The following is a 13,661-nucleotide window of genomic DNA, read 5'->3' as shown; positions in this document are numbered from 1 at the left end:
TTCTAGCCGCCCAGCCGTGAGGCGGAAACACCGAGCGCCGCGGATGTCGCGGCGACGAGTTCGTCATAGTGGACCGGGCGGGGCAGGAGGTCCTGTTCCCAGGCGTACTTCGCCGCTGCGGTCACAGCAGGGCGCAGGGCTTCGAAGCCATAGGGTTCCAACGGGATCCCGGGACCGGCTTTGCGCGCCTCAAGCTGTCCGGAGACGGCGTCGTAGAGGTCCAGGATGGCGCCGCTCAGCTCATTGGCAGCGCTTTCCCGGACGGCGAAGAGGTGGTTGACCGGAACGTAGCCCACCTTTTCGGCCCACTCTTCGGAGGCCGTGGCGGGGTTGGGGATGACGCTTCGCACGGCTGGGTCCTTCGGCCGGTCGTTACCCATGACGGCGAAGTCGACGCGTCCTTCCAGGAGGTCGTGGGCCAGGTTCGCGCCTTCTTCTGCCCGTTCCGCCCAGGTGGGTTCGGGCTGTTCGGCGATGTGTCCGCCCTCGTACGTGCGCCAGCGCACGGAGCGCAGATCCACGTTGTATTGGTGGGCGAGGAACCCGCGGACCCACATTCCGGTGGTCTGGCTCCACGCGCGGACACCCACGGTTCGGCCCGGGAGGTCTTCTACCGACAAGGCCTGGGTGCTGATCAGGGTCTGGTGTTGGTGGCGTCCCAGCGCGGTGAGGGGCAGGAAGATGACCGGGCGGTTGTGGGCGACGCCCTGGAGCAAGGTCACGATCGCGATCTCGCTGACTTCATAGTTTTGGCCGCTGGCAAAGGCTTTGAATCCGTTGTGGACCGGGCGCAGGGGCGAGGCTGTGACTGAGGCGATGGAAGAGTGGGATTCGAGGGCCGACTGGGCGGCTCCGGCGAGTTCCTGGTCGTTGATCAGGAACTCAATTTCGGCGGTCGTCATTGACGTGCCTTCCTTTCTGGGATGGGAACACAGTCCGGCTGTGTCGGGGCAACGATGGGTAGCGCAGGGTCATACTTCCTCGGCGTACCAGAGGCGGCGGTACGGGATGCTGATCACGTCGCGGGTGATCCGGACGTCCAGGACCGTTGGTTCCGGGTTGGCGACAAAATTCCGGACGGCGGTTTCAAGGTCTGCGATGGTGTGGATCTTGGCACCGCTGCCGCCAAGGGCGATGGCTGCGGCCCCGAGGTCCGGGGAAGGTATCGCGGTCAGTTCGGGGTTCAGTCCGTGTGCTCCGGACTTGTGGAATTCGGCGCCTAGGGCTTCATCGTTCATGACCACGACCAGCACCGGCCAGTTGTATCGGCAGGCGGTATCGAACTCGGCCAGGTGCATGATGAAGCTCGCGTCTCCCTCGACCACCATCGTCGGCTTCGCCCGGGCTGCGCTCCAGCCCATGGTGAGCATGGGTGCTTGGCCGATCGCGCCGAACAGCCCGTAGTTGGACACGATTTCGCGCGGGCGGGTGAAGAGCATAGTGCCGAAGTCGGTTTGGTGTCCGCTGCCCATAACGAGCGGCAGGCTCTCCGGGGCGAGCTTGTCAAGGGCGAGGATGACTTCGCGTGGGTCCAGGCGGCCGTCTTCCCGGTGGAAGTCCTCAGTGATGGCGTCCGCCTGGCGCAGGGCCTGGGCGATGTCGGCGGAATGGTAGCCGTCGCCGTGTTCGGGGGTGTCGGGCAGGGCTTTGACGATGGCTTCCAGGGACGGGCGGGCATCGCCGCGGACGTAGCATTCCACGGGCTGCCCGGTACCGGTGACGATCTGCTCGGCATGGTCGAGCTGGATGATCCTGGCCGTCGGGTAGAGGTAGCCGTGTTCGGTGGTGAAGTGGTTCAGGCTCGCACCGATGGCTACCAGGCAGTCGGATTCCTGCAGGAGTTCGTGGGCGGTGGCGGTGCCGTAGAGCCCGGAAATCCCGGCGAAGAAGTCGTTTTTCTCGCGCAGCCAGTTCTTCGTTTGAAGCGTTGTGACAATGAGGGCATTGGTTTTGCGCTGCAGTTCGAGGACAAGGTCCCCGACATCGGCGGCTCGGGCGCCTTTGCCGACAAGGACGACGACCTTTTCGCTTTCACCCAGGATCTTGATGGCCAGGTCGATCCTTTCCGGTGCCGGCTGGGTCAGGGCGGTGTCGATCAGTTCGCTGGAGGGCACATAAATGGGTGCGCCGTCGAATTCGGCTTGCTGGACGTTTGTGGGGGCACTGACCATCACGGGCCGGGACGTGGTCCGGGCCAGCCAGAATGCCCTTTGCACAGCTTCCTGGGCCCGGGCCGGAGACGAGACCTGCACGAAGCCGCACTCGACACCGTCGGCGAACTTTGCCTGGTCGAGGTACTGGGTGGCGCCCAGGTCCCCGAGGGCTACTTCGCCGCTGAAGATCACCAACGGTGTCCGGGCTCGGGCCGCGCAGACCAGACTCGTGGCCAATTGGGTGACGCCGGGGCCGCTGGTGGTGGAGGCCACCCCCGGTTTCCGGGCGCCGCGGGCCCAGCCGTCGGCCATGGCCAGGCCGGAGCCTTCATGGCGGGCTTCGAACAGGGTGGCCCCGCGCTCTGCCATGGCGTACATCCAGTGCATGTTTGCATCTCCGGTCATGCCGAAAATATGGGTGGTTCCTTCGGCGATAAACGCATCCGCCAGTGCTTCATAAACCTTGGTCATGGTTGCTCCTGTTTAGCTCGTGGCCGTGCCGGCGCCGACAGTCGTGGCGTTGGAGGGGAGTTGTCCTCGTTGTTCGAGGCGCTGACGCAGGCGGGGGAAGACGGTCAGGGCGTTGCCCCCTGCAATGGATTCCCGGTGTGAGGAATCGGTGAAGTCCAGGGAGTCCAACAGGAAGCGGGTGTCGTCGTAGCGGTGTCCGGAGGATGGGTCCACCCCGCGGACGGCTCCGAGCATCTCGGAGGCGAACAGGATGTTCTTGGCCGGAACCGTGTCCACCAGGAGCTGCAGGCCGCGGGCACCGTAGACGCAGGTGTCGAAGTAGAGGTTGTCGCCGATGATGTCGAGCAGATCACCCCGGCCCCGGTCCTGCATAACTCCTTGGTAGCGTCCCCAGTGGTAGGGCACCGCTCCGCCGCCGTGGGGCAGGATGAGTTTCAGGTCGGGGAAATCGCGGAACAGGTCCGACTGGCACAGCTGCATGAACGCGGTCGTGTCGCCGTTCAGGTAGTGGGCGCAGGTTCCGTGAACGGCAGGGTTGGCTGACATCGACGAGTGCACCATGGCCGGGACGCCGAGTTCCACCATCGCCTCATACAAGGGGTAGTAGTAGCGGTCCGTGATCGGCGGGGCCTGCCAGTAGCCGTCGGAGTGGTCGGGGTTAAGGTTGCAGCCGACGAAGCCGAGTTCCTCCACACAACGGCGCAGTTCCTCGACGCTGACCTTGATGTCACCGTTCGGGGACTGGGGAAGCTGGCAGACATTGGCGAAGCTGTCCGGGAACAGCACCGACGCCCGGTACACCGTGTCGTTGCTGAGCCTGCTCCAAGTCAGGCTGGTTTCCTGGTCGCCGTAGTGATGGGCCATTTTGCCCGCAATGGGTGAGAGAAGGGCCAAGTCGATGCCGTGCTGTTCCTGCAGTGCCAGCTGGCCCTTGGTCAGGGCGGCCGCAATCTCCTCATCCGGGATTTCCAGATCGTCGCCGGAAAGGTGACGGCCGCGCTGCTCGATTTCCTCGATCTGCCGGTCCCGCCAGGTCTTCAGGGCGTCGGGAACGGTGGTGAAATGGGCGTGGATGTCGATGTACATGGTTTCCTCTGGTGTTTCGGTCATCGGCTGGGCTGGATCTGGGCAGCTTCGATCTGGGCAGTGGCAAGCTCACGGCCACGGACCAGGCCCGGGTAGGACACCACCGGTGCGGTCATCAGGAAGTCGTAGCCGGTCTCGAGGACCTCGTCGACATTTTTCGATGTGACGTGCGGGTGGGCGACCGGCACTCCCCTGGACTTGCAGATTTCCACCACCCGGTTGCGGTGGGCTTGGACCGTGGGGTGCTCGAATTGCCGTGGGACGCCCAGTTCCTGGCTCAGGTCTCCCTCTCCGACGAGGATCAGCCCAATACCGGGAACCTGATCCAAGATGTCTTCGAGGTTCTCAATGGCCCGGACGCTCTCGATCATGAGACCCACCAGAATCTCGCCCTCGGGAGCGAGGGGCCACACGTCGGCGCGCTCGTAGTACTCCCCTATCGGTGTGCCCCAGTAGCGGGCCGCCCAAGCCGGACTGTCACCGCGCAGGCCGAAGGGTTCGCGGTCCGGGTCCTGGTTGATGCTCGGGTACCGGCAGGCCGCGACGGCGTTTCGGGCATCCTCGACCGTGTCCACGTGAGGCCAAATGATCCCGTATGCGCCCAGGTCAAGGGCTTGTTTGGCGTGCCACTGCGACCTTTCACCGCCGTTCGGGGGAATCCTCACCAACGGGATGGTCCGGGGAGCCAAGGTGTCGGCTTCGAAGACCTGGCGGCGGTCCAGGAGGTACTGCATGGCGTCTTTGAGTTGGGGAACATCAAATGGCTTGTGCTCTGCTTCGAAAATGAGGGCGTCATAGCCCGCGTCGCGTACGGCTACCGCCCCGGCAGGGTCGGGGGAAGCGAAGGTCGCAAAGACGCGCTCCCCCTTTTCGAACTTCTCAATGATGGTGTTCAGTCGCATTAGTTGCTGTTTCCTTCCATGGTGCTGCCGGCCCGGCTGAACAGGTTCCCCAGACGCGGTTTCCGGTCAGCGGCCGGTTCAGTGGTTTCGCTGTTTGGGTCGAGGTCCGCGCACGTGCGGATGAGGCTTTCGGTGAAGGATTTGGTCATTCTGTCCACCACAATCGAGGCCCCGGTGGTGATGAGCGAGGCCAGGGCGCCGCCGATGTCGATTTGGCCTTCGAGAATGACCAACGATCCGTCCCCATCGGCCACGACGCCGTAATCGGCATGACCCTGAACCCGGGTGGAGCCGCGGCTGTCGCTGCCCCTGGCCTCAAGGCGTCCGGTCCGGCCCCCTTCATCGAGGACCAGGTTTGCGCGGGCTTTGAAGGAGACCTTGATGGCGGCGAAACGGACGGCCATCAGCGCATCGAAACTGCCGTCGTCGTGGAACTCGCCCAGACGGGAACCATCGATGCAGCCAACAACCTTGTGCGGGTCCGACAGGATGCTCCACACAAGCTCTGGCGGATGGGGAACTGAGACGCGCTGGGCAATGGTGATCACAGAAAACTCCGGTTTGGTGAGGGGTCCTTGTCAGCGGCCGGGCCTGCCCTCGATGGCAGGAGATGTGAGGCATGAGAAGCAACCGCGAAATCATTTTGTATAACAATCATGAAGGTAGCACTCGATGACCCACTTTGTGAAGAGGGCCACAATTTGATTGCGTGATCGCCAAAAATTGCTCTTATCCCAAGGGTTCGCGATCTCGGTGGTCATTCTGCGGAGCCTACTGACAGCCGAAGTATCCCGTGCTACCTTGTTCGTATTGTCCAACAATCCACATCGGAGGTTCGAATGGAACACCTCACCGTCGCCCTCGGCGACTACCCGCACTCAGCCGCGGTCCTCGATGGCCGCGCTGCCATCGACGGCTACGTCGTCAAGCCGATCGAGGTCAAACCGATCATTGCCGCGTACCGTCGGATGATCCGGGACCTCGAGTTCGACGTCTGCGAATTGGCCCCGGTCTCGTATGTCATGGCGCGTGAAGCGGGCGTGCCGATTACCGCTATCCCGGTTTTCCTCAACCGTCGCTTCCACCACGGCGACCTGCAATGCGCGCCGGGTTCCGGCGTCGTCATCCCCACTGACCTGGACGGACGCAAAATCGGCGTCCGCGCCTACTCGGTCAGTACCGGTGTCTGGGGACGTGGAATCCTGGGCGAAGACTACGGAGTGGACCTGGACTCGATTACGTGGGTCATCGACGATGATGACCACGTTGAAGGGAAAGTTCCCACCAACACACACCGCGTCACCGATGGGCGGTCGCTCGGCGCCCTGCTGGCGGCTGGTGAAATCGACGCAGCCTTTACGGGGAACGCCGGCACCGGGCGTGCCGGGGCCCCGACAGCGGGATGGGAGTCCGCTACTCCTGTGACGGACACCGGGGAAACGTACCCGCTCTTTCCTGACAGCGACGTCATTGAGCGGGACTCGTACCTGCGCACCGGGATCTACCCCCTGCACTCGGTCATCGTGGTGCGCAACGAACTTGTTGAAAAGGACCCGGAGCTGCCCACCAAGCTCTACAACGCTTTCGTCCAGAGCAAGCAACTCCATCTTGACGAAGACCCCACCTGGTCGGCCCTGCCGCGGCTGGCCAAGCAAGGACGCATGATCGGCGGCGACCCGATTCCCTACGGGCTGGACAGCAACAAGGCCAGCATCGAAGCCCTGCAGCGATTCAGCCGCGACCAGGGCCTCACCGAAGGCAACCCGGGCGACCCGATCTTCGCGCCGGGCACCTACGCAGACAACTAAGAACACCAAACAAAGAAGGAGACCCATGGACATCGTCGACAGCCACTGCCACATCCTCGCCACCGACACGGACACCTACCCCCGGACACCGCTCGGCGGCCACCAATCCGTCTGGGCAACCGAACGCCCCGTAACGGCCGAAGAACTCCTGCAGCGCATGGACGAAACCGGCATCGCACAAGCCGTGCTCGTTCAAGCCACTACCGCCTACGGTTACGACAACAGTTACGTTCTCGACTCCGCCAAACGGTGGCCCGACCGGTTCGTCGCCGTCGGAACCTTCGATCCCCTCGCCCCCGACGCCGCCGGACGCCTGCGCGCAGCCATCGATCAAGGACTCTCCGGAGTCCGGCTGTTCACCACCGGCAGCACGGTCTCCGAACAGGGCATGTGGTTCGCCGATCCTGCAGCGGATGAATTCTGGGCCGCCGCCAGCGAAGCGCGGATCCCGGTCTGCCTGCAACTGCGCCTAGGCGACGACACCGCACCCGTCCTCAAAGACCTGCTCTCCCGCCACGCGGACGCCACCATCCTCCTGGACCACTGCGGCTACCCCGACGTTCGCACCTCACCAACCAAGGCAGCCAACGACCTGACCGAACTGGCGGGGCACCCCGGATTCCACCTCAAACTGACCCACCGCACCCTCGAAGGGCTCGACGACATCGGCGACCGGGCAAAGGACTTCCTGGAGCCGCTGATCGCTGCCTTCGGGGCCGACCGGATCTCCTGGGGTTCAAACTGCCCAGCGGCCGAACAACCGCTGGGAGAACTCCGTGCGCTGGCAGAACGGGTACTCGCGGCGACATCTGCGGAGAACCGGGCAGCGATCTTCAGCAGAACAACCCGGAGTCTTTACCCCGCTTTGGGTGCTAACTGATACATTCACATGGTGTAGCACGGAAAGGGTCACAGCATATGAGTGAGCTAGCAACGGCCGCCGGCGACCTCTCCTCCACCCGGACGGTCCAGGCATACGAGGACCTGCGGAACCTCATCATCTCGGGGCATTTTCAGCCGAACGTTCGCCTGACGGACGCCGAGCTGACGGGGCTGCTGGATGTCTCGCGGGGAACGGTCCGTGCCGTCACCGCGCGACTCGTGTCGGAAGGATACCTCACCAGCGAACCCCACCGCGGCGTCCGCACACGGATCTTCACCGTCGAAGAAGCGGTGGAAATCCTCGAAGCCCGCGAAATCCTCGAATCCGCATTGGCGGGAAAAGCCGCCGAACGTGCCACAGACGAGGAACTCGAAGACCTCGCCGCAACCTGTGAACAAATGGCTACTGCCGAATATGACCGGCAGGAAGCCGAGTATTCACGGTTGAACCGGCACTTCCACAAAGTGGTCCGCGATTCCGCCCGACAACCGACCCTTTCCGGCTTCACCGATCAGCTGCTCTACGCACTGGTCATGAGGCAGTACCGCAGCCTGACGCGAAAGCACCCCCGGCGGGACGCACTCAACGAACACAGGGCAATCCTGTACGCACTCCAGACCCGGAACCCTGAGGCTGCCAGTGCAGCAATGCGCCATCACGTGGCGTCAGCACGCCGTGCGCTCCTTGCTGCCTCAAACCCTGAGGGACTGACGGTAGTCGTGGAGGACACGCCGCACACCGGGGTCTCTGCCTGACCAGCTGGACCTCTCTCCTGCGAACAGCTGCCTCCCAGTCTGGACAGAAATACGGTCGCCCCCTACGCCACCCAAGGGGGGGCGACCGAACTGTATTCAAACCCGCTCGGAATTGAGCCGAAGGGGACACCTGAAATCTACAAAGTCTACCGGGCTTATGACTGGCGCCGACTTTCGGGCAAAACCAATTCTCGGGACCCATGGGGCGGAATCCAAAGAAGTTTTATCGGCATCAGATCCAGTCATCAGGGCGTACCACGAAGGTCTATGTCCCCTTCCGGCCACTCACTGGCATCACGGTTGGCAGAACAGCTTACGTTTGGCCCGCCCTCCGACACCACGATGGACTGCTGGTCAATACGTGATATGCAGCGTTCACTGACGTAGACCCGAAGCCACCCCGTTGACTCATAGAACGGGACAACCTCATGCCGGCATCCGAGGAAGCCAAAGCCGACGCCGTCCCCACCCGCATCAATTTTTTCGCGTGTTGTAACACTCGCCGGCCAAGACCCGTACCGCTCCAGCATCCATCGACCATGACACGTCCCGCGCCAGCCACCAGTACGTCACCTGTGCCGGCCGCGGCATGGCCGCGTCTTCAATCCCCGGCCAAGGTAGAAGCCTGGTCTTGCGGGGCCTGGACCCATATATGGCCATGCCCCCGTTGGGAACCAAGTCATGTTGACACGAACTGCGGGACCCAATGAAGAGGTGAATACTCTGCAACCGGGCCAGGAGTGCCCGAATGTTATCTGCTTTAGGTGTGGACATTGTCCGCACCCCTTTGGCAAGACAAACAGGGAAGCCACCTCTACTGCATGCTGCGTAGCAAGGTCGATTCGGAGAAAAAGTTCAGCAGGATTCCCGCAAAGTCACGTCGACCACAACCACTGCCCATGAAGAAGGGAGCGGCCAACACGGGTCGCCGGAACACTGCATGAAAGGATGCCAAATGACCACACAACCCAGTAAGCGGAGCCCACACGACAGGACGCTGACCCCGCTCCCCCACTCTGACTGAACGGGCCGCACCCGGCGGCCGAGCACCACCCGGGCCGATGAGGAAGAGGCACTTGTCAAGCTCTGTACACACTTAAAGCAAAAACCCCTTTGACGAGGGCCGTGCCGTGCCCGAAGTGGACTCGAACCGGGTTCCGGGTCGCGGAAATACTGGGAAGTCTTGAAACCACGCCGAGTACGGCTCGATCCGGCCGACGTACGGCGCAGTCCGACGGGGCAGGGTGTGCACATTCTGCACACCTCTCTTTTGTGCCGTGAACTGGAAGCCGACGACGTCCGAGGAGCACGAGCCCCGCACACGCAGGTCGCAGGAAGCAACGTCGGTATGGACGGGGCCGCAATCTTGTTCCGCGTACGCACTCTCCGCGCAACACCCCTCCCTGCTATCCAGTGATGTTTCGCCCTTTTCGTCACACGCTCATCCACACACTGCATGTCTGACCGGATCGAGAAGAAGGCTGCGCCCCAAGGAATGCAATTGTCACCATTCGGTGACACAATGATTGGGAAGGGCGGGCACCATGACATCCCGAACCAGCATCAACTCACCGGCCTCGGCCGCAGCGGTCATCCGTACCCGCCGCCAGGAACGCAGGCTCTCCCAACAGGCCCTTGCCGACAAAGCAGGGGTGTCACGAAAGTTCCTTATAGATCTCGAAGCTGGTCATGAACGCGCCGAGCTCGGCAAGACACTCGCCGTCCTGGCGGCCCTTGGTCTGTCACTGGAAGCCAGCGACCCCATCCCCCGCGGCAGCGACCACGACCCCGCACGCCGCGACTACGCCCAAACCTTCAACGACCTGATTGCAAGCCGTGACTTCGAGTTCGCCATCAAGATGCTCGCCGACTACGCAACCGGCTCCCTCACTGCCGGCAGGCCGCTTCTTCAACGAAGCCCCCGGCTCAGGGACCCGCATTGGTCCGCCGCCCTCGCCGGCATCACCAACTACACCGCCCGCCGGCTCGGCCAGACTGCACCGTCCTGGACCAAACGCGTTAAACCCCTCGACGCGGCATGGATGCCAGCCGAGTCCTACCGGCACGTTCGCGAACCCATGAAGCAACTCACCATGTCCGAAACACCGGAAGAACTCGCTGCGATGAACGTCTTCATCCGCGAACGCAGCCTGGCCACCGCATGAGCAGCGGAGAACTCAGCGCCGACTTGGAGGTATGTTCCTCGACGGCGAGCTTCTCCAGCCGGCGATCGAGGTCTTCCGGGACTCGGAGACTCATTGCCAGGCCCCAACGGTACAAGCGATCGGCGTGAGACGCCCAATCTCCTCTTACCCCCCCCCGGGTGCGGCCCGAAGCGTGCGCGAAAAGTCACGCTGGTGCCATATCAATAATGGCCAACGCATAATGAGCGCACATTGTGCACAGCACAAAAGAGGTGCCCGGGCATAAATATCCCCAGGCACCTCTTGTAAGCCGTCGCCAACCTTTACTTCAGCGCCTACTCCTGCCCAAGTCCTCCAGCTGAGGTTTTCTTGCCTTCTACCTCGTTCAAGGTGCGGAGGTCGAAGATGCCGTTGATGTCGGCGGTCTTGGTGGTTCCTGCGTCCACGCCGTCCTGGAGGAGCTTCTTGTACGTTCCAGCCAGCGGGTCGGTGGTGAACTTGATGTTCTGCAGTGCCCGATCGATCACGTTCGCCGGGAGCGGTTTGCCGGCAGTGTCCTTCAGGACCGCGTTGATCGTGCTGGCCTTCTCCGCAGCCGAGGCGTTGTTGAGCCAGTTCACGGATTCAACGTGGCCCTTCAGGAGTGCCTTCACCGTTTCCGGGTGTTCGGCGGCGAACTTCTTGTTCACGATCAGGATGGTGGTGGTGAAGTCACCGTTCTCCCACAGGTCCTTCTCATCCACCAGGACCTTCGCCCCGGCCTCGAGCACCAGGCGGGAGGCCCACGGCTCAGGCAACCACGCGCCGTCGAGCTTTCCATCCTGGAAGAGCTTCAGCGACTGGGCATTTTCGGTGGGGTTGATGTTCACGTCGCCGCTGCCATCGGTGTTGGTCTTGAAGCCCTGGTGACCCAACCAGGCCCGGAGTGCGACGTCCTGGGTTCCACCGAGCTGGGGCGTGCTGAGGACCTTGCCCTTGAGATCAGCCGCGGAGTTGATCTCCGGCTTGACCACCAGCTGGGCCCCACCGGAAGCGGCACCGGCGATGATGCTGATGGACTCGCCGTTGCTCTTGACGTACGAGTTGATGGCCGGGTTCGGGCCAATGTAGGTCGCGTCGATGGCGCCCGCGTTCAGGGCTTCAATCGCGGCCGGGCCGGCGTTGAAGATCTGCGTGGTCAGCTTGGTATCGCCCAGGTCCTTGGCGAAGATGCCCTTGCTGGTACCAACCAGCGCCGGCCCATGCGTGACGTTGCTGAAGTACCCGAGCTTCAACTCAGCGGCCGGCGAGGTAGTGGGAGCCGGTGCTGCCTGGTTGCTCTGCGAGACAGCGGACGCCACAGCGGCGCCAGCACCGATCAGCAGCACCAGGCCAACAGCCAGGCCGATTCCAATAGTGCGGCGGCGCTTGGGCTTGGTGGTTTCACCAGCGACGATGCGGGTGGACGAGTTGTCTTGGGGTGAAGACACGGACGTATTCCTTTGCGGGATGGTCGGCCTGCAGTAACGCCAGGCCATGAACGGAGATGTGTGAGGATGCTGGGGATGATCTGCCGCCCCCAAGGACGCGGTAAAGCAAAGACGTCCTTCAGGGATCCTCATGCGGCAGGGTTTGCTCTTCTTCAGAGCCGATGCATGCTCGAGATTACGGAGGTCACTCCCCCGTAACAAAGAGATACGTCTCCAGCGGTAATGCGGCGACATTGGGCTTCTCGGGACGACGCCTGAACGCAACAAAGAGACCACAATCGTCATCTTCGTCGCGCTGGCAGGCGAGGCAGAACCGCGGGAAAAGAATGGTGTCGCAGAATTGCGTACTTTTACTTAATAGTCTGATTTACTACCCCCGGTTGAGAAGTATTGATCGACGTTTCAAAAAATTCGCGCGTAAATTCCGATTCCCGTTAGCTTTTGAGGACCCAGTTAATTGTGACCGGGATATCCATCAAAAGCTTTTGGGTGCTTCGCGCAGGAATGCCTTGTCATGCACCCGGACAGAGAGACGCCCGCATGACAACTCAGCAGCTCACCCATGAATTCCCCGCAATCCACGAACACCCCACCATCCAGGGCTACATTCGTGAGCTCACCCGACGTGCGGAAGGCATCGAGATCCGCGAGCCCGGCACCGGGACCACCCGCTACAGCCACGACGCAGCCACCGCTAAAACCGCGGCCGCCAGCGGAAAGCCGGGACCCGCCGTCGTGCTTCCCGCAACGGCAGCCGAGGTTCAGGCAGCCGTAAAGCTGGCCGCAGAACTGGGCGTGACCGTGGTGCCGCGCGGGGCTGGGACCGGCCTGTCGGGCGGCGCCACCGCAAACACAGACCAGGTAGTCATTTCCACCGAGAAACTCACACACATCATCGAGGTCTCCCCGTTGGATGAAGTGGCGGTAGTAGAACCCGGCGTCATCAATGCAGATCTGAATAAGCACCTGGAACCATTCGGACTTTTCTACGCCCCGGATCCAGCAAGTTTCGACATTTCCTCCATCGGCGGCAATATCGCCACCAATGCAGGCGGGCTGAGATGCGCCAAATACGGGGTGACGCGCGAATCGGTCCTGTCGCTCGACGTCGTCCTGCCCGACGGCAGCCTCATCACAGTCGGCCACCGCTCCATCAAAGGCGTTACCGGCCTGGACCTGACCTCCCTGTTCGTCGGCTCGGAAGGCATCCTGGGCATCGTCACCAAAGCGACGGTCCGCCTGCGCCCCATCCCCGTGGCACGCAAAACCGTCACCGCGTTCTTCAACAGCACAGCAGAAGGCACCGAGGGGCTCGCAGCCATCACCCTCTCACCGGTCCGCCCGGCCGCGATCGAGTTCTTCGACACCTCCAGTCTGGCCAACATCGACGCCCACTCCGGAACCGCGCTGCGGGAAAGGGGCGCCGCGCTCATCCTCATCGAAATCGACGGTTACGGCATCGGCGACCAGGCAGCCCACCTCGCCACAGCGCTCACCGCTGCCGGCGGACGGGTGACCGTGGAGTCCGACGACGACGGCGCGCGCCTCTGGGAACTGCGCCGCAGCGGCCGCGGCCTCCCCCAGGACAAGTGGTACATCGGCGAGGACATTGCCGTGCCCAAGTCCCAACTACCCAAGGTCTATGCAGCCTTCCCGGCCTTGGAAGCCCGTTTCGGTGTAGAAATTTCGGCCGTAGCGCATGCAGGCGACGGCAACCTCCACCCGCTGATTACCAAGGACAAAACGCCCGACGACGACGCGAACCCGCCTGCTTCCCTCGCCGAAGCCGCCACTGAACTCGTGAAGGTGGCCCTTGCCCTTGGCGGGACGGTCACCGGCGAACACGGGGTGGGAACCATCAAACGAGGGTGGGCGGCCTTGGAACTTTCAGAGCGCAGCCGCGAGCTGCAGCACGCGCTCAAGGCAGCCGTCGACCCCCAGCAACTCCTCAATCCCGGCAAGGCCATCTAGCCGCCCCGCAGCATTACCC

At 62.8% G+C, this 13,661-nt stretch carries 11 protein-coding genes; 5 read left to right on the top strand and 6 right to left on the bottom strand.

The annotated features are described in order from the left end of the window. Positions 1–2: 2 nt before the first annotated feature. The 5 genes from PJL15_RS16880 to PJL15_RS16860 all read right to left on the bottom strand — a co-directional run bounded on the left by PJL15_RS16880 (position 3) and on the right by PJL15_RS16860 (position 5,160). Positions 3–902, bottom strand: coding sequence for a hypothetical protein (locus PJL15_RS16880; RefSeq protein ID WP_281452299.1), 900 nt, complete (start codon positions 900–902; stop codon positions 3–5). 69 nt (positions 903–971) lie between these two features. Then, on the bottom strand, positions 972–2,624 hold the full coding sequence (locus PJL15_RS16875; protein ID WP_281452298.1) for a thiamine pyrophosphate-binding protein: 1,653 nt from the start codon (positions 2,622–2,624) through the stop codon (positions 972–974). A 12-nt stretch (positions 2,625–2,636) separates the two neighbouring features. Then, a complete protein-coding gene (locus PJL15_RS16870) occupies positions 2,637–3,734 on the bottom strand; it encodes an amidohydrolase family protein (RefSeq protein WP_281452297.1) in 1,098 nt (365 codons plus the stop codon). After that, positions 3,731–4,612: an HpcH/HpaI aldolase family protein gene (locus PJL15_RS16865; protein ID WP_281452296.1), complete on the bottom strand. Its 882-nt coding sequence runs from the start codon at positions 4,610–4,612 to the stop codon at positions 3,731–3,733. Before PJL15_RS16865 ends, PJL15_RS16870 begins: the two co-directional genes overlap by 4 nt. Continuing rightward, positions 4,612–5,160 (bottom strand): SRPBCC domain-containing protein, encoded by a 549-nt coding sequence (locus PJL15_RS16860; protein ID WP_281452295.1) that lies wholly within the window; start codon positions 5,158–5,160, stop codon positions 4,612–4,614. Before PJL15_RS16860 ends, PJL15_RS16865 begins: the two co-directional genes overlap by 1 nt. A gap of 291 nt (positions 5,161–5,451) precedes the next feature. On the opposite strand from PJL15_RS16860, the gene PJL15_RS16855 reads away from it, so the two are divergent. The 4 genes from PJL15_RS16855 (at position 5,452) to PJL15_RS16840 (ending at position 10,223) form a co-directional block, all read left to right on the top strand. Continuing rightward, positions 5,452–6,420: a hypothetical protein gene (locus PJL15_RS16855; RefSeq protein WP_281452294.1), complete on the top strand. Its 969-nt coding sequence runs from the start codon at positions 5,452–5,454 to the stop codon at positions 6,418–6,420. A 25-nt stretch (positions 6,421–6,445) separates the two neighbouring features. Further along, positions 6,446–7,300, top strand: a complete 855-nt coding sequence (locus PJL15_RS16850; protein ID WP_281452293.1) for an amidohydrolase family protein — start codon at positions 6,446–6,448, stop codon at positions 7,298–7,300. A gap of 38 nt (positions 7,301–7,338) precedes the next feature. Further along, the gene (locus PJL15_RS16845) at positions 7,339–8,058 is read left to right on the top strand and encodes a GntR family transcriptional regulator (RefSeq protein WP_281452292.1); all 720 of its coding nucleotides are present in this window, start codon (positions 7,339–7,341) and stop codon (positions 8,056–8,058) included. A gap of 1,544 nt (positions 8,059–9,602) precedes the next feature. Then, on the top strand, positions 9,603–10,223 hold the full coding sequence (locus PJL15_RS16840) for a helix-turn-helix domain-containing protein (protein WP_281452291.1): 621 nt from the start codon (positions 9,603–9,605) through the stop codon (positions 10,221–10,223). Between the two features lie 314 nt (positions 10,224–10,537). On the opposite strand, the gene PJL15_RS16835 is transcribed toward PJL15_RS16840, so the two are convergent. Beyond that, entirely contained in the window at positions 10,538–11,671 is a 1,134-nt protein-coding gene (locus PJL15_RS16835) for an ABC transporter substrate-binding protein (protein WP_281452290.1), read from the bottom strand. Positions 11,672–12,211: 540 nt separating this feature from the next. On the opposite strand from PJL15_RS16835, the gene PJL15_RS16830 reads away from it, so the two are divergent. Continuing rightward, positions 12,212–13,642, top strand: a complete 1,431-nt coding sequence (locus PJL15_RS16830) for an FAD-binding oxidoreductase (protein ID WP_281452289.1) — start codon at positions 12,212–12,214, stop codon at positions 13,640–13,642. The last annotated feature ends 19 nt before the right edge of the window (positions 13,643–13,661 follow it).

The sequence above is a fragment of the Paenarthrobacter nitroguajacolicus genome, assembly GCF_029952445.1.
Lineage (GTDB): Bacteria > Actinomycetota > Actinomycetes > Actinomycetales > Micrococcaceae > Arthrobacter > Arthrobacter nitroguajacolicus_B.
This window is presented reverse-complemented; position numbering and strand designations above follow the sequence as displayed.